The organism is Anaerobranca gottschalkii DSM 13577 (assembly GCF_900111575.1).
GTDB lineage: Bacteria > Bacillota > Proteinivoracia > Proteinivoracales > Proteinivoracaceae > Anaerobranca > Anaerobranca gottschalkii.
In genome coordinates, this window is sequence record NZ_FOIF01000003.1 from 84,877 (window position 1) to 103,509 (window position 18,633).

Below are 18,633 nucleotides of genomic sequence, written 5' to 3' on the forward strand. Positions count from 1 at the left end.
TTTCCAGACATTGATCATTCTCTTGGCTATTATGCCTGAGGTGACAATGTCAGGAAACCCTTATTGTTTTGGGGAATATATAAACTATCTTACACTAACCCAAAATACTTATCAAAGAAAGATATTAATTTTTCAATGACAAACTGTTTTTTAGCTAATCTGTTATTATTACCAAAGCGGGAAATGGGTGGTAAAATCTTATCGATACTTGTTCCAGTAGTTTTTAAAATACCGTCTCTGAAAGAACCTTCAATAAATTTTCTTGTCTCATCTGGTTTTAATCGCTCTTCTTTAATAATATTTTCTAAATCAATTTCTTTTTGATTCAAGATAAATTTACGCCAATCATCGTCTATATTAGTGGTTAGGTTTATAGTGTTAATAAATTTATCTATTAATTCCTTTTTACTTCTAAGTTCTATACTTGAGTTAACAGCTTTATCAATAGAAACAAGTATGTTTTTATCAGTACAGTTAGATTCATAATATTTTGCAACTAACATTAGTATATAATCAATATTTACTTCAATTTGTTTTATCAACTCAATCTCAAATTCAATATCATCATTAATATTTTCTTTATTAGCCCTTTCATCTTTTCTGAAAACTTGGTAAAGGTCAATATATACACTTTGGTAATCTTGGAAATCACGTTCATTTAGAATTTCTTTACCTTCAAAATCATCAAAAGCAGTTAATATGTTTCTAATACGAAGTATAGAACCAAATAGTTTTATAAATTCCTTTTGAGCTTCTTCACCAATTATTGCTTTTCCTAATGGATAATCTTTTTGTAATCTAGCTATTAATTCAGTATATCCAGGATAGTATTTGCCATTTTCGTCATAGCCGTTGTAATAATCGTTAAAGGTTTTTAATAAAACAACACCACCGGCATTCTTATCGCCGAAAAGTGCAATAGCATCATCGGTTGCTTGTTTTAAATCTCTAAAACAAACAATATTTCCATAAGTTTTCACAGAGTTTAATATTCTGTTTGTTCTCGAAAAGGCTTGAATTAATCCGTGATATTTTAAGTTTTTATCTACCCAAAGGGTGTTAAGTGTAGTAGCATCAAAACCAGTTAAAAACATATTAACTACTATCAATAAGTCTACTTCACGGTTTTTAACCCTTTGGGAGAGGTCTTTATAATAGTTTTGAAATTTATCTGCTGAAGTATCAAAATTAGTGTTAAATATCTTGTTGTAATCGGAAATAACAGACTCTAAGAATTCCCTTGCAGATGAATCAAGCTTATCAGTTTCAAATTCTTCATCAGGGAAAATATCCTCTGGATCATCTTCATTAGGACTAAAACTGAAAATAGTAGCAACAATTAAATCTCTATTTCTTTCTTTTAATTGACGTTTAAATTCGGTGTAATATTTCATTGCCATAGGTATCGAATCTACAGCAAAGATAGAATTAAACCCTGCAATCCTTTGACCTTTTAATGAATAAAAACTATTACGTTTAGTTTTTTGGTCAAAATGATCTAAAATATAGGTTGTAACTTCTTTAATTCTTTCAGGGGCTAATAAAGCCCTTTCAATATCTATTGAACGAACCTTAGTATCATTTATATTGTCTTTCTCTTTAATTGTATTTATGAAGTCTATTCTAAATGGTAATACATTCCCATCGTTTATTGCATCTACAATTGTATAAGTATGAAGTTTATCGCCAAATACTTGTTCAGTTGTCTTTTTAAGGGGGTTTTTACTACTACTACTTGCATTTACAGGGAAAATAGGGGTTCCAGTAAATCCAAAAATATAGTATTTTTTAAAGGATTTTATAATTTTATTATGCATCTCTCCAAATTGAGAACGGTGACATTCATCAAATATTAAAACTACATTTTTTTTATAAATGGGATGTTCTTTGTTTTTTGATATAAATCTATCTAATTTTTGGATAGTTGTTATTATAATTCTGACATTAGGATCTTCTAATTGTTTTTGAAGAATTTTGGTAGAAGTATTGCCATTGGCAGCTCCTTTTTCAAAACGGTCATATTCCTTCATTGTTTGGTAATCAAGGTCTTTGCGGTCTACAATAAATAGTACTTTATCAATATAGCTTAAGGAACTTGCCAATTGGGCTGTTTTGAAACTGGTTAGTGTTTTACCAGAACCTGTGGTATGCCAAATATATCCTCCTGCCGATATAGTTCCCATCTTCTTATAATTTGTTGCTATTGCTATCCGAGATAAAATTCGTTCTGTTGCTGCTATTTGATAAGGACGCATAACTAATAAAAGGTTTTCTGTAGTGAAAACACAATATTTTGTTAATATGTTTAAAAGGGTGTGTTTAGCAAAAAATGTTTTAGTAAAATCAATTAGGTCAGGAATAATTTTATTATTAGCATCAGCCCAAAAGCTTGTAAATTCGAAGCTGTTACTTGTTTTTTTACTCTTTTTCCTTTCAGCTGCCCTTTGCTCTTTTATATGGGCATTACGGGTTGTATTACTGTAATATTTGGTATGGGTGCCATTTGAAATTACGAAGATATGAATATATTCAAATAAACCAGAAGATGCCCAGAAACTATCCCGTTGATAGCGATTAATTTGGTTAAAAGCTTCCCTTATTGCAACACCTCTTCGCTTTAGTTCCACATGGACAATAGGAAAACCATTTACCAAAATAGTAACATCATAACGGGTTTTATGGGTACCACCTGATTCTTCATATTGATTTATTACTTGTAAAGAATTGTTATGAATATTTTTTTTGTCTATAAGGTATATGTTTTTAGTTGTTCCATCATCTCTTTTTAGTATTTGTATATGGTCATCTTGAATCTTTCTAGTTTTTTCTATAATACCTTCATTGGGATTAGCTAAAGATTCTGAAAAAAATCTTTTCCATTCGTTATCGGTGAAAGTAAAATCATTTAACTTTTCCAGTTGTTTTCTCAGGTTTTGAATTAATTCAGTTTCATTATTAATTTTAAGATATTCATATCCCTGAGAAGATAATAGGTTAATAAATTCATTTTCAAGTTCTGCTTCGCTTTGATATTTTTTTGAACGTACTCGATAATCAGCAAAATACTCAGAAACAACAGTAGATTCATCGGTACTTGCTACTATATTATATATGCTCATTCTACCGCCTCCTAGTTTTTTGATGGAAGTGGTTTAAAGGATAATAGTTTGTCTCTATAATATTCATATTGTTTTTTTCTTGCTTCAAGTTCAGCAGTAAGTTCAGCAGTAAGTTCAGTAAACTTGTCTAATATGCGAACTATTTCCTGCTGGACTAGTAGTGGGGGAAGGGGAATTGTGATTTTAGACAATGATTCAATAGGTAATCTAAAACGTGCGCCAGGTTCAACTTTATTATTAATTTTATGAATACCCACGTTAGATCTAAGATAGTACATAAGATATTCTTGAGAAACTTTTTCTATATTAATACCAAATACAATATACATAGGGCTTACAATAACGGGTTCATTTTCTTTTAACCATGCAATAGAACCAATATTTATTCGAGAAGGATTATACACGAACATACCATTATGAACAACTTTATAATTTGATGTATCTTCACTTGTAATTTGTCTATCAAAATATTCTGATGTTGGTACAAGAATTCCGTTGTTGGTAACGCTATATACTTTATCGTATATACATTGTTTGTTCCGTTCTTTTGTTTCAAAAATAATATCTCCTAACTTTTTATACTCCACCCCATCAGGACACAATTCTCTTATTAATTTGCTCATTTGATTTTCACTTAGCAAAGATAAATCAAAAGTTAATAACTTCTCCCTATAATACTCATACTGCTTTTTTCTTGCTTCAAGTTCAGCAGTAAGTTCAGCAGTAAGTTCAGTAAACTTGTCTAATATGCGAACTATTTCCTGCTGGACTGGTAGTGGGGGAAGTGGGATAACTAATCTTGCTACATCTTTTGAGTAAACATGTGGGACTCCTCCGCCCTTTTGCATACTATATATGACTTGTTGTTTATTAACTAAAGAGTAAAATAAATATTTTACTAATAAGTTATCTGTTTTTGGTTCGATTGTAAATGCGTCAGATATAAAAACGGGGATATTCCAGTAAGACACAAAACCTGCAAATGCACCACTACTTGAAACAGCAATTGTCTCACCACTTTTATTAAACTTATCAATATAATAAGCAGGTGTTCTTCCACCAGCAATGACGGGATAATCTCCTTCGTTTAATTGTTTTTTTGTTATTGATTCTCCTTTTTTAAAATTACAAATTTCCCCTAACTCTTTATACTCCACCCCATCAGGACACAATTCATTTATTAATTCTTCCAATTTGCTCATTACTCTGCCACCTCAATCTCTGAAATAATCTTATTAATTTCTTCCCTTAATTTCTTTTGTCTTTCAACTATTTCTTTTATTTCAGCATTAAGAGCGACAATATCTATCTTTTCTCTTGTATCTTCTTTTTCTACATATGTAGATACTGAAAGGTTATAATCTTGTTTTTCAATTTCTTCTTTTGGTACAAGTTTAGTAAAATGTTTTACATCTTTTCTGTCTATATAAGCATTTAGTATTTTTTCGATGTTATCTTGAGAAAGCTTATTATTTTTTGTAACTTTAACAAATTCATTGGAAGCATCTATAAATAAAATATTGTTATCGGATTTTGATTTTTTTAATACCATAATACAAGTTGCTATACTTGTTCCAAAAAATAGGTTGTCAGGTAATTGAATAATACAATCTATAAAGTTATTTTCAACTAAATACTTTCTTATTTTTTGTTCAGCTCCGCCACGATATAAAACACCTGGGAAGCATACTATTGCTGCTGTTCCATTGGTAGCTAACCAAGAAAGGCTATGCATTATAAATGCAAGGTCTGCTTTAGATTTAGGAGCAAGAACTCCTGCAGGTGAAAAACGAGGGTCATTTATTAGTAAAGGATTACTATCTCCATCCCATTTAACAGAATAAGGAGGGTTTGAAACTATAGCTTCAAAAGGTTCATCATCCCAATGTAGGGGTTCAGTTAATGTGTTTCCGTGACCAATATTAAATTTATTATAGTCAATGTCATGTAAAAACATATTGATCCTGCAAAGGTTATAAGTAGTAATATTAATTTCTTGTCCAAAGAAACCTTGGCGAACATTATCTTTACCTAATATTTTGGCAAATTTTAAAAGCAAAGAACCAGAACCACATGCCGGGTCATAAACTTTATTAACTTCTGTTTTGCCTACTAAAGCGATTCGTGCTAATAATTCCGATACTTCTTGAGGGGTGAAAAATTCACCACCACTTTTACCGGCATTTGAAGCATACATTGCCATTAAGAATTCATAAGCATCACCGAAGGTGTCAATAGAACTATCCTTATAATCGCCAAGTTGCATACTCGCTATACCATTTAAAATCTTAACCAATGTTTCATTTCGTTTTGCTACCGTTGAACCTAATTTATTGCTATTTAAATCGAGATCATCAAATAATCCTTTAAAGTTATCTTCATTTTCTGTTCCTTGAGCCGATGATTCAATGTTTTTAAATATTTTGGCAAGGGTTTCATTTAGATTTTCATCATCAGCTGCACGGCGAAGGACATTTTCGAATAGTTCACTTGGCAAAATAAAAAATCCTTTTGATGGAATTATATCTTCCCGTGCTTGTTCAGCTTCTTCATCTGATAATTTAGCGTAATCAAAATCTTTATTACCAACTTCCCATTCTCCTTCATTTATATAGGCAGTTATATTTTCAGAAATATAACGGTAGAATAAGAATCCAAGGACATATTGTTTAAAGTCCCAACCATCTACACTTCCACGGAGATCATTAGCTATATTCCATATTGTGCGATATAATTCTGCTCTTTCTTGTTCTTTTTTGTTATCAATCATTTTAAAACCCCTTCCTTTAGATAAATTTATTAATGTAACAAAATAAGAGAGTTATGTAAAATAATAGAAAAAATTACATATACTATTATATTCAAAATATAGTTTATCAAAATACATAGTAAATCTCAATAATGTTAAATTCTAGTTAGCATCTTTATTTTGTTCTGTAATTAAATTCGTGATAAATATTGAATTTCCTTTAATTTAACAAAGTTTTCGTTAGAAAATATACAGTTAAAGGTGAAATATCTTCTAACAACAAACAACTCCTTTATTCAAGGGATTTTCCCTAAAATAAAGGAGTTGTGTCTTTATAACTACCTACATATCACATTGCTTACTTTTGTTTAATTTTGGTAGTAAACCTGATTTTTCATCAAGTTCCTCTTCTTCTTTAATCATTTTAATACTATGGTGTACTTCCCAGCTAACTAAAACAGAAACAATGACGTGTAAAATAATAATAGCACCAACGATAGCTAAGTCTTTGTATTCCCTTATGGTGATCAAACGCAATATCTCAGCTGCCAGGTAAAATTGTAAACCCATAGCTATACCTCTACCAAAACGAATTCTTATTTCCGTAGAGGATTGACAGAATTTCAAGGTGAAAAATTTAATTAAAGCTACTAGTCCTACATAGATAATAACTCCTGCCCCTAATAATTCTAAAAGCAGAATAAGGAGCATTGTTAGTTCAAGGACCAAATGATGCAAAACCTCATATAGAGCATGCATAAAAAAACCTTCTTTCTATTATTTAATTTTATGATACCAGTTATATTCTAATTAGTTTTTTTTCTATTTTCAAGGGGAGAAATAAAAAAATTTAAAGTTAGATAGTTTTTAGAAGGTATTTTTGTTAATTTATAGAAATATGTTAAATGGGGGTAAAGATCTCCTACCCAGTTTTATATATGCATGATGGTCAAAACTTATTTTTCCCAGAAGAGTCGTCATTTAATATGGCATGGGAAGTGGGAAAAACCTTAGATGAACTCTATAGTAAGGGAGATAATAGGGGAATTATTGTAGTGGCTATCGACAATAATCAAGAAGGTTTTAAAAGGTTTGACGAGTATTCCCCTTGGGAAGTAACCTGTTTAAAAGAATTTAAAAACTGGACAACTAAGGATAAAATAGGGGGAGAAGGTGTAGGGTATGGAGCATTTATCGCTGAAACTTTAAAACCAATGATCGATAAAAAATATCGGACTTTATCAGAAAGAAAATATACTGCTATTTCGGGAAGTTCTATGGGAGCAATAATCTCTTTATATATCGGTATTAAATATAACAGTGTTTTTTCTAGAATTGGAGCCTTTTCACCTGCTATTTGGGCAGTAAAAAAAGAGCTATATTCCTTTTTAGAGGGGGAGAATCTAGAAGATACCCTGATATATTTAGACATTGGTAAAAATGAAAGGAGCAATAAAGATAAGAAGGATTTTGAAGAAATTTATGTAAAAGATGCAATTGAGTTACATGAATATCTACAAAAAAGAATAGGAAATAATAAACTAAAATTTGTTTTAGATGAAAATGGATACCATAATGAACTGAGTTGGGGTATTCGTTTTCCAGAATTCATAAAATGGATTTTTTAAAAACAGGAGGGAAAAGGAATGAAATTTAGTCAGTTTGAGTATGTAAGGCCCGATTTAACCGGAGTAGAAAAAGAGTTTAAAGAACTTCTACAAGCCTTTGAAGGTGCTACAACCTTTGAAGAACAAGACAGGGTTATGAAAGAAATAAACCGGTTGAGAAGTGAAGTAGAGTCGATGCAACAAATAGTTTATATTCGCCACACAATCGATACCAATGACGAGTTTTATAAAGGAGAAATGGATTATTTCGATGAAGTCGGACCATTGTATGAAGGAATGATTAGTGAATATTACAAAGCTTTAGTAGACTCAAAGTTTAGAACTGAATTAGAAAAAAAATGGGGCTCACAACTTTTTGCCATTGCAGAAACGACACTAAAAACCTTTAAACCAGAGATTATAGAAGATTTACAACAAGAGAATAAATTGACAACAGAGTATACAAAATTATTGGCTTCAGCAAAGATATTTTTTGAAGGTGAAGAAAGAAACTTAGCTCAATTAGGACCTTTTTTACAATCAAAGGATAGAGAAATCCGGAAAAAGGCCAATGAAGCAAAATACAATTTCTTTAGAGAAAATGAGGCTAAGTTTGATGAAATTTATGATAAGTTAGTAAAAGTAAGGACCCAAATAGCTAAAAAATTAGGTTATGAAAACTTTATTCCCTTAGCCTATGCCCGTTTAAATAGAACCGATTACAATCCAGAGATGGTGGCAAATTTCCGAAAACAAGTAGAAAAGTACATAGTTCCAGTTGCTAGTAAACTAAAGGAAAGGCAAAAAGAGAGAATAGGGGTAGAAGAGCTAAAATACTATGACGATGCCTTTAGTTTTAAAACAGGAAATCCAACCCCTAAAGGTGACCCCCAATGGATTATAGAAAATGGTAAAAAAATGTATGAAGAATTATCTCCAGAAACCCATGAGTTCTTCGGGTTTATGGTGGAAAATGAGTTAATGGATCTACTAAGTAAAAAAGGGAAGGCATCGGGAGGTTATTGTACCTATATCAGCAAATATAAATCACCATTCATATTTGCCAACTTTAACGGTACAGCAGGGGATATTGATGTCCTAACCCATGAAGCAGGTCACGCCTTTCAAGTTTACCAAAGTAGAGGGTATGAAGTTCCCGAATACGGTTTCCCTACATTAGAAGCCTGTGAAATCCATTCAATGAGTATGGAATTTTTCACTTGGCCATGGATGGACTTATTCTTTAAAGAAGACACAGAAAAATATAAATTCTCCCATTTAAGTGAAGGATTATTGTTTATCCCCTATGGTGTAACGGTAGATGAGTTCCAACATTTTATTTATGAAAATCCAGATATCACCCCTGAAGAGAGGAAAAGGGCGTGGAGGGAAATTGAGAAAAAATACCTGCCCCACAGAAATTACGATGAAAATGATTATTTAGAGAGGGGTGGCTTCTGGTATCAACAAGGCCATATCTTTAAAAATCCCTTCTACTACATTGATTACACCTTAGCTCAAATCTGTGCTTTCCAATTTTGGAAAAAGGCTAAAACTGATAGGGAAGGTGCTTGGCAGGATTACTTGACATTGTGTAAAGCCGGTGGAAGTATGTCCTTTGTAAAACTTGTGGAATTAGCTAATCTAAAATCACCCTTTGAAGAAGGTTGTGTAAAATGGGTAATCGATGATATAGAAGCTTGGCTAAATTCCGTTGATGACAAAAAACTGTAAAAGTGAGGCCGCAATGATTTTGCGGCCTTTCCCTTTCCTTTGGTAATAAAATATTAAGTATTTTTCCTTTTATTTACCGGCCTACCCTTTCCTTTTGAATCTTTCTTTTTAGAATTTCTGTCCGGATCCTTACTTAAGGGAGCACCCTTTATTTTGGGTTTTATTAAACATTTCTTGCCATAACCAATTAAGTCTTTCCGGTTTGCCTTAATTAGAGCTTGGTATACCAAATCATAGTTCTTAGGATTTTTATATTGCAGCAAAGCCCGCTGCATCCCTTTTTCCTTAGGATCTTTGGGAACATAGACCGGCTTTAAAGTCCTAGGATCTAATTCGGTATAATACATACAAGTGGAGAGGGTTCCCGGTGTTGGATAAAAGTCTTGTACTTGCTCTGGATGATAGTTGATATCCCGTAAATACTCAGCTAACTCTATGGCTGCCTGAAGGTCTGAGCCGGGATGGGAAGACATTAAATAAGGAACTAAAAATTGATTTTTACCTAACTTTTCGTTAATCCGATAGTATTTATCGACAAACTTTTCGTAAATATCTCTACCTGGTTTACCCATCTTTTCTAAAACCCTTGGAGATATATGTTCTGGAGCAACTTTAAGCTGCCCTGAGACATGGTGTTCACATAGCTCTTTGAAGAATTCATCATTTTTATCATAGATGAGATAGTCATATCTGATACCAGAACGGATAAACACTTTTTTTACATTTGGTAGAGATCTAAGTTCCCTTAACAATTTCAAATATTCACTATGATCTATTTCTAAGTTTTTGCAGGGGGTAGGATAGAGGCATTGCTTGTTATTACAAACTCCCTGTTTTTCTTGTTTTTTACAGGCCCGTTTTCGGAAATTTGCCGTAGGTCCTCCTACATCGTGGATATATCCTTTAAAATCAGGGTCCCAAACCATTTTTTTAGCTTCAGCTATAATAGATTGGCTGCTTCTAGGTTGAATAACCCTCCCTTGATGGAAGGTGAGGGAACAGAAACTACAACCACCAAAACAACCACGGCTGCTTACTAAGCTGAATTTTACTTCTGTTAAGGCGGGAACACCTCCATCTTTTTCATAAATTGGGTGATATTCCTTTGTAAAGGGAAGGGAATAAATCCAATCTAGTTCAGCTGTTGTTAAAGGAGGAGCAGGGGGATTTTGAACGACATAAGTTTTACTTTTTTCATAAGGCTCTACTAAAGTTTTAGCTGTTATACTATCAGTATTGTTGTATTGGAGCATAAAGTGTTTACAATACTTTATTTTGGATTTTGAGATTTCTTCATAGGAAGGTAAAAATTCTTCATCTACTAAATGGGACAAATCCGATGTTCTATATGCCGTTCCTTTGATAAAAGTTATTTGTTCAATGGGAATCCCACTTTGTAAACTTTCCGCAACTTCAATCATAGATTTCTCAGCCATACCATAAATCAATAGATCTGCTTTAGAATCCAATAATATGGAACGTCTAACCTTGTTATCCCAATAATCATAGTGGGCTAAACGCCTTAAACTAGCTTCCACTCCACCAATAATAATGGGAACATCTTTATATGCTTCCCTTACTTTTTGGGAATAAACTATTGTAGCCCGGTCTGGTCTTAAAAAACCTTTACCTCCCGGGGAATACTGATCGGTTTTTCTCCTTTTTTTAGCAACGGTGTAGTGGTTAACCATTGAATCAATATTACCACTGGAAACTAAGAAGGCTAAATTAGGTTTCCCTAATCTTTTAAAATCTTCGATACTATTCCAATTAGGTTGGGGTATAATGCCAACTTTAAACCCTTTACTTTCTAATACCCTACCAATGATGGCAACTCCAAAGGAGGGGTGATCGACATAGGCATCACCACTTACAATGATAAAATCTAGGGAATCCCAACCCCGTTTTTCCATATCTTCTTTTGAAATAGGTAAAAAATCATTCATCCTTTTCAACTCCTATTAAAACCGAAATATAAGGCTTGTATTTTTAATTTACCCAAGGTCTAAAAGTTTATTAATAAACCCAGTTACCAGCAAAGTTCTGGCAACTGGGTTATTAACCCTTGTCTAACTTGAGACTTATTAAACTTTAATAACATTTCTTCCGTAGAAGATTTCGTACATTTCCTTTTTAAGTTTGTTTCTGATTTTCCGCTTTTCATTGGGGGATAAATCTTTTTTACTGATACCAAATAGATAGTTATCTAAATCGAAGTCTTTTAGCAACATCTTAGTGTGGAAAATATTTTCTTGATAAACATTGACATCTATCATGTGATAACGATCTCTAAACTCAACATCTAAATAGTTTTGAATAGAGTTGATTTTATGGTCGATAAAGATCTTTTTGCCATTAATATCCCTAGTAAAACCTCTAACTTTGTAGTCAATAGTTACAATATCAGTATCAAAGGACTGCATTAAATAGTTTAATGCTTTGAGTGGAGAGATATGTCCACAGGTTGATACATCGATATCAGCTCTAAAGGTACTGATACCATCATCGGGATGGCTTTCAGGATAAGTGTGTACTGTAATATGACTTTTATCTAAATGGGCAGCTACAGAACCTAAAGAAGATGGTCCTGGGGATTCTGCCTCTTCGTTGACATTAGTGTTAAATTCCCCTTCTTCAGAGACTAAAATGGTTACAGAGGCACCTTGAGGTTCATAATCTTGTTTAGCGATATTTAATATATTAGCACCAATGATTTTAGCAACATTGGTTAGAATTTCCGTCAATCTATCGGCATTATACTGCTCATCTATATATTGAATATAGTTAGCTCGATCTTCAGGGGTTTTTGCGTAACAAATGTCATACATGTTAAAGCTCAAGGTTTTCGTCAGGTTGTTAAATCCGTAAAGTTCAATTTTTTTGTAAGGTTTAATTTCCATTGGCAATACCTCCTTTTCCCACGGTATACAATTTAATAATACCACTTTTTTATATTTTTTCAACTAATATATTATGTTTCACAAGGTTATATTATAAATTACTTTATATAATATGTAAAGGGGATAAGCTTATTTTGGTAAGGAATTTTCGAAATATATACTTCTGGAAGGAAAAGCTATAGATACTCCTTCTTCTTCTAAAATAGCCATAATTTTAAAATTAACATCTTCTTTTACCTTTAAAAACTCTCCCCACACCGTGGTTTTAGTAAAACAATATATAAATATATCTAGTGAACTTTCGTTAAAACTGTCAAAATTGACAAAAATAGTTTCAGGATGGATATCAGGATGATTTTTTAACATCGATTCAATCCTTCGGACACAGAGCTGGAGTTTGTGACGGGGAGTGGTATAAGTAACACCTAGATTAAAAGTAATTCTCCTTTTACCCATTTTACTCCAATTGGTTATAGGGCCTTTAACCAAGCTGGAATTAGGAACTGTTACTAAAGCATGGGCGAAGGTCCTAACCTTTGTACTTCTAAAATTTATATCTTCTACTGTACCTTCTACCTGGGGAGTTAATATCCAATCCCCAATTGAGAAGGGTTTGTCCAAAATTATAACAATACCGCCAAAAAAGTTGGCTATTGTATCTTGGGCAGCTAATGCAAAGGCTAAACCACCTAAACCTAACCCTGCAACAAAACCATTGACATCATATCCCCACTCTTGAGCAATTATCGTTGCACTGATAGCAAAAATGATGAAACGAAGGGCTTTGGAAAAAATTGGAATCAAAATTTTATCCATTTCAAACTCTAATTTTTCCGTTAGCTTTTCAAATAAAACGGAAGATGTACTAGCTAAATTGTAAAAAACGGAAGAAATAAGGACAATTATCAAAGACCTAAAAAGCCGGAGAACTACCCCGTAAATTTCAACAGATAGGGGAAGGGTCCTGACTCCTAGGAAAACTCCTAAAAGTAAAATGAAGTTTTTTACAGGCTTACGGAAAGCTAAAGCGATTTTTGTATCGACACTGGTTTTAGTCTTTTCGGTAATTTTTAGAATAATGGGATAAAAAAAACTATCAAATATTTTACTCAGTATATAAAAAATAAATAAGAAAGAAAGGAAAACTGCGGGAATTTGCAAATATTGATGCCAAATTCTTAAAAAATCTTCCATAAGTATCACCTATAATAAAAGTTACTTTATTAATACTTTAACATACTAGGCTGATTTTTCAAGGGCAAAATAAAAAGCTCCTTACCTATTCTTGGCAAGGAAGCTAAAGTTAGTAAATAAATTATACTTTAATGACATTTCTACCATAGAAAATATCATTCATTTCTTTTTTAAGTTGTGCTTTAATTTTCCGCCTTTCCTGTGGAGTTAAATCCTTTTTATCAACACCAAAAAGGTAATTATCTAGATCAAATTTTTTTAGTAGTAATTTAGTATGGAAAATATTTTCTTGATAAATATTTACATCGATCATTTGGTAGCGGTCCCTTGTATCGATATCAATATAGTTTTGAATAGAGTTGATTTTGTGGTCGATGAACAACTTTCTACCATTGACGTCCCGGGTAAAGCCCCTAACCCTGTAGTCTATTGTCATAATATCGGCATCAAAACTGTGGATTAAATAATTCAATGCTTTGAGTGGAGATATATGACCACAAGTAGAAACATCGATATCTGCTCTAAAGGTACTAATACCTTGGTAGGGATGACTTTCAGGGTAAGTGTGAACTGTGATATGGCTTTTATCTAAGTGGCCTACAACAGAGCCGGGAAGGGGTCCTGGACTTTCAGATTCCTCTAGTTCTTCAGGAGGAGAATCAGAAAATACTCCTTCTTCAGAAACCAACATGGTGACTGAAGCCCCTTGGGGTTCATAATCCTGTTTAGCTATGTTTAATATATTGGCACCTATAATCTGGGCCACATCCTTCAAAATTTTGGTTAACCTCTCAGCACTATACTCTTCATCGATGTATTTAATATACCCTTTACGATCCTCTTCAGTTTTTGCATAACATATATCATACATATTAAAACTTAAAGTTTTAGTAAGGTTATTGAAACCATATAGTTTAAGTTTTTTAAATGATTTTATTTTCATACCCTTTTCCTCCCGTTTAGGATTTATTCTTTATTTATATTATTCCTTAGATAGCAAAATATAATCTTTTTAATTGGGTGCGATGGATATATAATATAGTAAAATACTTTATCAGGGGGAAATGATTATGGCTTTTAAAGGAATTTTTTTTGATTTAGATGGGACATTGATCAATAGTATTGATGATATTGCAGATTCGGTAAATACTGTGTTAAAAAAATTTGGTTATCCAACCCATGGAAGGGAAAAATATTTTAAATTTGTAGGAAATGGGATGGAAAAATTGGTTATAAGGGCATTGCCTGGAGATGTCTCTGAAGAAACAATTTTATCAGTGTATAAAGAGACAAAAGCTGAGTACAGTAGGAGATGGAATAAAAAGACCAATCCCTATCCTCAAATAGAGAGATTATTAGAAGAACTTCAAAGGAAAAATATCCTTTTAGGAATACTTTCAAACAAACCCCATGATTTTACTAAAGATGTAGTGAAACACTTTTTTCCAGAATTTAATTTTGCCTTTGTTCAGGGGGCAGAGGAACCTTTTCCCCATAAACCGGATCCTCAATTAGCATTACATATTGCTAATAAACTGGATTTGAATCCTGAAGAAATTATTTATGTAGGAGATTCCGATGTAGATATGCAAACTGCTGTTAATGCCAACTTTTATCCTGTAGGAGTCAGTTGGGGATTTAGGTCTAAAGAAGAATTGTGGGAAAATGGTGCTAAAGTTGTAGTAGATAAACCATTGGAAATTCTCGACCTTTTGGAAAAATAATTTATTGAAAATCAGCATTTCTCATCCTTTAATGTCATATATATAAATGATAACCGAAATGGGGAGGTTTAAATATGTCTAAAATTAAAGAAATAACATACAGTGAATTATTGCCTCAGGTACTGGATAAGTTGCCTAAAGGAGCATTTTTAACCACTAAGTATAAAGATAAAGTCAATACAATGACAATTGGTTGGGGAAGTATAGGGATAATGTGGGGAAAACCTATATTTATGGTAGGTGTGAGATATTCAAGGCATACTTACAGGATGCTCCAATCCTCAGGGGAATTTACTATTAGTATCCCTATAGAGAAAGATCTAAAAAAGGAATTGGCTTTTTGTGGCAGCAAATCGGGAAGGGATATAGATAAAATTTCCCAAACCCGTCTAAATTTAAAACCAGGGTTTAAAGTCAATACTCCTGTAATCGAAGATTGTGAACTCCATTATGAGTGTAAAGTAGTCTACCAACAAAGCATGGATCCAGGCCTTGTAATAGGGGAAATAGATGAACGTTATTACAAAAACAATGACTTTCATGTACTTTTTTACGGAGAAATTGTATCTTGTTATAAATTAGAATAAAAAATCCCCCCTCTTATAAACAAATATACTTTTTTTGTAAAAAATAGAAGGATTTTATCTATGTAAGTAGAATATACAAAAAAGTAAATGTAGGAGGGGGTTCGTTTGAAATTAGAAAAATTAAAAAGGGAATTTTTAACTAGTATTGCTATGGATTTACCAAAGGATTATTTATCCGATGATGAAAATAGAGAAGTCAAAGAGAAGGTTAATAGTTTTTCCAATGAGGCTGAAGGAATTAACTATTTAATAAATCAAGGAATAATAGGCTATGATGATAAAGAAGGAAAATATTACCGTAGTAAAATAAAGGATATAAGTAATGAAGATATAGATCTTTTAATTCAGCTGGAGAAGCATAAAATTTTAAAAGGGATTTACAAATACCTTAAATTAATTTTACTTTTCTTAGTTGGTACAGGAATCTGTTTATCCTTTTTTCAGCCGATTTTCTTAAGTGTCCTTTTATTGGTAGCTATTGTTTATATAGCTATATAAAAAATAAAATTTGGAGGTGAAGCAAAATGGGTGCTAATATTTTAACTTTGCCCTTTTTATTACCTTTACTTTTTGTAGAGATAGCATTAAAGCTTTATTGTTTGTATCTTTTATTTAAGGATGGGGGAGAACATCTGCCTAAGTGGGCCTGGGCCTTTATCATCCTTTTTGTAAGTACCTTAGGGCCAATTAGTTTTTTAATTTTTGGCAAGAGGAGATATTAATGAGATGATACAAGTTGAAGGTTTAGTAAAAAAATACGGAGATTTTCAAGTTCTAAAATCTATAAATTTTACCGTTAAAAAAGGCAGTGTGTTTGGCTTTTTAGGTAAAAATGGTGCTGGAAAGTCTACTACTATGAATATTTTAACTGGTTTAATAAATTTTAATTCAGGAAAAATTACTTTCGATGGTTTGAACTTTCCGGAAAACAAAAATCAGATATTAAAAAAAATAGGCTATCTTCCAGAAAATCCAGTTTTCTATGATTATATGACTGGAGAGGAGTATTTGCATTTTATCGCTGGGGTTAGTGGCTTTCCCAAAGGCTCAATAAAAAATAGGGTAGAAGAGTTATTACATCAAGTTAAATTAACTGATGCCAAGGATCGAAGGGTCGGTGGTTATTCTAGGGGTATGAAACAGCGGTTAGGATTAGCTGTAGCCCTCTTTAACCACCCCCAATACCTCTTTTTAGATGAACCGACATCGGCATTAGATCCACAAGGCCGTTTGGAAATGGTGGAACTAATAACAGAATTAAAGGATAAAAGTATAACTGTATTTTTGTCTACCCATATTTTAAGTGATGTGGAAAGGGTTTGTGATGAAGTTTGTATTTTAGATAAAGGGGAAATACTACTGAGCAGCAGTTTAGAAGAATTACAAAAAAAATACATTCAACCGATTTTTGATATAACCTTTGAAAACGATTGTGCTAAGGTAGCAGAAGAATTAAAGAATTTGCCTTGGGTAGAAAAGGTAGTTCAGGAAAAAAGAAATTTGAGCCTTTATGCTAAAGATTTAGAAAAGGCCAAAAGGGAGCTAATTAATCAGTTAGGAAAACTAGATAACCCAGTAGTTAATTACCAAATACGGCAAGGAAATTTAGAAGATATTTTTATCAGGTTGGTGAATTACAATGACATCATTTAAGGCATATTTTAAAAAAGAGATCTTAGAATCCCTAAGACAAAGCCGTTATATTATTTTCCTAGCAGGTTTTGGAATTTGGGCTTTAGTCAATCCCTTAGGCCTTAAACTTTTGCCTCAATTTTTAGGAGACCAACTTCCTTCAGAGTTATTGGATCAGCTAATCCCTGATAGGGCAGGGGTAATTCAAAACTATATTTCTGATGTCTTTTCTTTAATTATTATGTTTGTGATTTTCCCTCTAATGGGTATTTTATCCGATGAAGTAGGGAGACAAAGACTTATGTTACCTGCCTCTAAAGGTTTATCGATACCACAGATGGTATTAGCAAAGTCTTTCCATTACAATGGAGTAATTTTTGCTGCCGTTTTTATCGGGTTTTTGGTTAACTATTATTATACTGGACTACTCTTTGGAGATGGTGGGATAACAATTTTCCATGCCTTACAATCAGCCATTTTAGTGGCTATTTACTTTATCTTTATTATTTCATTACTCCTTTTTGTCAGTAGTTTAGTTAAAAAAGGAATAATAGCGGGATTAACTGTCCTTGTTTTTAACTATTTATTACCGTTAATTTCTAGTATAGATAAAATAAAGGAATTTAGCCCTTACTATTTATTCCAACGGGCCAGTGATGTTGGCAATGTCTTTGATGAAACGATACTGCCATCCCTTTTGACAACAGGGATTATAATAATAGCTTTAAATTGGTTGGCTATCCATCGTATGCAAAATGTTGAAGTGGTATAAAAAGCACCCTTTGGTGCTTCAGACTGAAGACAAATTATAGACAAAGTCATCATCAGCTGTGGTAATTAAACAAAGATACGATTAAGTTGAGGAGATAGATTTAAGAGCTGATTAGATAAAAGGAAGAAGGGGTGAGGAACAGGACGTTCCGAAAGCTCTATTGAGCCATGGATGGCGAATTAGAGCGGTACCCTTCTTACTTTTAGATAGAAGCCTTAAATCTCGACGTAGAACTTTGTTAGAATGTTTAATTACCACAGCCTTTAAAAAATGACTTTGTCTACAAACTGAAGGGGCTGTCGGGAAATAGGCACCAAAAAAGTCAGCTTGACTCATAAGAGTTAGCTGACTTTTTTATATAAAAAAATGGAAAAGATGATCAAGATTGACCACTTTTCCTTAGTTATATTGTATAATATAACTATGAGAAAAATAAACTGTTATTCCAACGAATTCTATTATAACCAATTTTTCGAAAAAGGGCAACAGGAAATTAATTTTGATCTTTATCAAATAGGATTACCGTCAGACGATCCAGTCTATACCCTAAAAAAAGTAATGGAGGAGATGGATTTTTCTAGCTTAATTGCTAATTATTCAAATAAGGGTAGAAAA

At 32.6% G+C, this 18,633-nt stretch carries 17 protein-coding genes; 9 read left to right on the plus strand and 8 right to left on the minus strand.

The genetic code is table 11. The features are described 5' to 3' along the window. Positions 1–89: 89 nt before the first annotated feature. The 4 genes from BMX60_RS01955 to BMX60_RS01970 all read right to left on the minus strand — a co-directional run bounded on the left by BMX60_RS01955 (position 90) and on the right by BMX60_RS01970 (position 6,627). Positions 90–3,119, minus strand: coding sequence for a type I restriction endonuclease subunit R (locus tag BMX60_RS01955; RefSeq protein WP_091348529.1), 3,030 nt, complete (start codon positions 3,117–3,119; stop codon positions 90–92). A gap of 11 nt (positions 3,120–3,130) precedes the next feature. Beyond that, a complete protein-coding gene (locus BMX60_RS01960) occupies positions 3,131–4,321 on the minus strand; it encodes a restriction endonuclease subunit S (RefSeq protein ID WP_091348532.1) in 1,191 nt (396 codons plus the stop codon). Continuing rightward, positions 4,321–5,889 (minus strand): type I restriction-modification system subunit M, encoded by a 1,569-nt coding sequence (locus tag BMX60_RS01965; protein ID WP_091348535.1) that lies wholly within the window; start codon positions 5,887–5,889, stop codon positions 4,321–4,323. Before BMX60_RS01965 ends, BMX60_RS01960 begins: the two co-directional genes overlap by 1 nt. Before the next feature lie 321 nt (positions 5,890–6,210). Then, positions 6,211–6,627, minus strand: coding sequence for a DUF1622 domain-containing protein (locus BMX60_RS01970; RefSeq protein ID WP_091348537.1), 417 nt, complete (start codon positions 6,625–6,627; stop codon positions 6,211–6,213). A gap of 146 nt (positions 6,628–6,773) precedes the next feature. Here BMX60_RS01970 and BMX60_RS01975 point away from each other — a divergent pair, with 146 nt between their 5' ends. Together BMX60_RS01975 and BMX60_RS01980 are read left to right on the plus strand one after the other, a co-directional pair. Next, positions 6,774–7,496 (plus strand): alpha/beta hydrolase, encoded by a 723-nt coding sequence (locus tag BMX60_RS01975; protein WP_091348540.1) that lies wholly within the window; start codon positions 6,774–6,776, stop codon positions 7,494–7,496. 18 nt (positions 7,497–7,514) lie between these two features. Beyond that, the gene (locus BMX60_RS01980) at positions 7,515–9,209 is read left to right on the plus strand and encodes a M3 family oligoendopeptidase (protein ID WP_091348542.1); all 1,695 of its coding nucleotides are present in this window, start codon (positions 7,515–7,517) and stop codon (positions 9,207–9,209) included. Positions 9,210–9,262: 53 nt separating this feature from the next. Here BMX60_RS01980 and BMX60_RS01985 read toward each other — a convergent pair whose 3' ends face one another. The 4 genes from BMX60_RS01985 to speD (BMX60_RS02000) all read right to left on the minus strand — a co-directional run bounded on the left by BMX60_RS01985 (position 9,263) and on the right by speD (BMX60_RS02000) (position 14,246). After that, a complete protein-coding gene (locus BMX60_RS01985; RefSeq protein ID WP_091348545.1) occupies positions 9,263–11,155 on the minus strand; it encodes a YgiQ family radical SAM protein in 1,893 nt (630 codons plus the stop codon). Between the two features lie 138 nt (positions 11,156–11,293). Beyond that, the gene (gene speD, locus BMX60_RS01990; protein ID WP_091348548.1) at positions 11,294–12,109 is read right to left on the minus strand and encodes an adenosylmethionine decarboxylase; all 816 of its coding nucleotides are present in this window, start codon (positions 12,107–12,109) and stop codon (positions 11,294–11,296) included. Between the two features lie 129 nt (positions 12,110–12,238). Continuing rightward, the gene (locus tag BMX60_RS01995; protein WP_091348550.1) at positions 12,239–13,303 is read right to left on the minus strand and encodes a mechanosensitive ion channel family protein; all 1,065 of its coding nucleotides are present in this window, start codon (positions 13,301–13,303) and stop codon (positions 12,239–12,241) included. Between the two features lie 121 nt (positions 13,304–13,424). Continuing rightward, the gene (speD, locus tag BMX60_RS02000) at positions 13,425–14,246 is read right to left on the minus strand and encodes an adenosylmethionine decarboxylase (RefSeq protein WP_091348554.1); all 822 of its coding nucleotides are present in this window, start codon (positions 14,244–14,246) and stop codon (positions 13,425–13,427) included. Positions 14,247–14,373: 127 nt separating this feature from the next. Here speD (BMX60_RS02000) and BMX60_RS02005 point away from each other — a divergent pair, with 127 nt between their 5' ends. The 7 genes from BMX60_RS02005 to BMX60_RS12175 form a co-directional block, all read left to right on the plus strand. Next, positions 14,374–15,027 (plus strand): HAD family hydrolase, encoded by a 654-nt coding sequence (locus BMX60_RS02005; protein WP_207648373.1) that lies wholly within the window; start codon positions 14,374–14,376, stop codon positions 15,025–15,027. 74 nt (positions 15,028–15,101) lie between these two features. Then, on the plus strand, positions 15,102–15,614 hold the full coding sequence (locus BMX60_RS02010) for a flavin reductase family protein (protein ID WP_091348560.1): 513 nt from the start codon (positions 15,102–15,104) through the stop codon (positions 15,612–15,614). A gap of 105 nt (positions 15,615–15,719) precedes the next feature. Then, positions 15,720–16,112, plus strand: a complete 393-nt coding sequence (locus BMX60_RS02015; RefSeq protein ID WP_091348564.1) for a hypothetical protein — start codon at positions 15,720–15,722, stop codon at positions 16,110–16,112. A 26-nt stretch (positions 16,113–16,138) separates the two neighbouring features. Next, positions 16,139–16,336, plus strand: coding sequence for a PLD nuclease N-terminal domain-containing protein (locus tag BMX60_RS02020; RefSeq protein ID WP_091348568.1), 198 nt, complete (start codon positions 16,139–16,141; stop codon positions 16,334–16,336). Between the two features lie 4 nt (positions 16,337–16,340). Then, positions 16,341–17,267, plus strand: a complete 927-nt coding sequence (locus tag BMX60_RS02025) for an ABC transporter ATP-binding protein (RefSeq protein ID WP_091348571.1) — start codon at positions 16,341–16,343, stop codon at positions 17,265–17,267. Next, the gene (locus BMX60_RS02030) at positions 17,254–18,018 is read left to right on the plus strand and encodes a hypothetical protein (RefSeq protein WP_091348574.1); all 765 of its coding nucleotides are present in this window, start codon (positions 17,254–17,256) and stop codon (positions 18,016–18,018) included. The genes BMX60_RS02025 and BMX60_RS02030 overlap by 14 nt, the downstream gene beginning before the upstream one ends. A 375-nt stretch (positions 18,019–18,393) precedes the next feature. Beyond that, a partial coding sequence (locus tag BMX60_RS12175) for a hypothetical protein (protein ID WP_423230152.1) occupies positions 18,394–18,633 on the plus strand: 240 nt, incomplete at its 3' end.

What these genes read in the sequence shown, in the direction of transcription:
- BMX60_RS01955 (WP_091348529.1), bottom strand. Translation starts at nt 3,119, where the DNA reads ATGAGCATATATAATATAGTAGCAAGTACCGATGAATCTACTGTTGTT.
- BMX60_RS01960 (WP_091348532.1), bottom strand. Translation starts at nt 4,321, where the DNA reads ATGAGCAAATTGGAAGAATTAATAAATGAATTGTGTCCTGATGGGGTG.
- BMX60_RS01965 (WP_091348535.1), bottom strand. Translation starts at nt 5,889, where the DNA reads ATGATTGATAACAAAAAAGAACAAGAAAGAGCAGAATTATATCGCACA.
- BMX60_RS01970 (WP_091348537.1), bottom strand. Translation starts at nt 6,627, where the DNA reads ATGCATGCTCTATATGAGGTTTTGCATCATTTGGTCCTTGAACTAACA.
- BMX60_RS01975 (WP_091348540.1), top strand. Translation starts at nt 6,774, where the DNA reads ATGGGGGTAAAGATCTCCTACCCAGTTTTATATATGCATGATGGTCAA.
- BMX60_RS01980 (WP_091348542.1), top strand. Translation starts at nt 7,515, where the DNA reads ATGAAATTTAGTCAGTTTGAGTATGTAAGGCCCGATTTAACCGGAGTA.
- BMX60_RS01985 (WP_091348545.1), bottom strand. Translation starts at nt 11,155, where the DNA reads ATGAATGATTTTTTACCTATTTCAAAAGAAGATATGGAAAAACGGGGT.
- speD (WP_091348548.1), bottom strand. Translation starts at nt 12,109, where the DNA reads ATGGAAATTAAACCTTACAAAAAAATTGAACTTTACGGATTTAACAAC.
- BMX60_RS01995 (WP_091348550.1), bottom strand. Translation starts at nt 13,303, where the DNA reads ATGGAAGATTTTTTAAGAATTTGGCATCAATATTTGCAAATTCCCGCA.
- speD (WP_091348554.1), bottom strand. Translation starts at nt 14,246, where the DNA reads ATGAAAATAAAATCATTTAAAAAACTTAAACTATATGGTTTCAATAAC.
- BMX60_RS02005 (WP_207648373.1), top strand. Translation starts at nt 14,374, where the DNA reads ATGGCTTTTAAAGGAATTTTTTTTGATTTAGATGGGACATTGATCAAT.
- BMX60_RS02010 (WP_091348560.1), top strand. Translation starts at nt 15,102, where the DNA reads ATGTCTAAAATTAAAGAAATAACATACAGTGAATTATTGCCTCAGGTA.
- BMX60_RS02020 (WP_091348568.1), top strand. Translation starts at nt 16,139, where the DNA reads ATGGGTGCTAATATTTTAACTTTGCCCTTTTTATTACCTTTACTTTTT.
- BMX60_RS02025 (WP_091348571.1), top strand. Translation starts at nt 16,341, where the DNA reads ATGATACAAGTTGAAGGTTTAGTAAAAAAATACGGAGATTTTCAAGTT.
- BMX60_RS02030 (WP_091348574.1), top strand. Translation starts at nt 17,254, where the DNA reads ATGACATCATTTAAGGCATATTTTAAAAAAGAGATCTTAGAATCCCTA.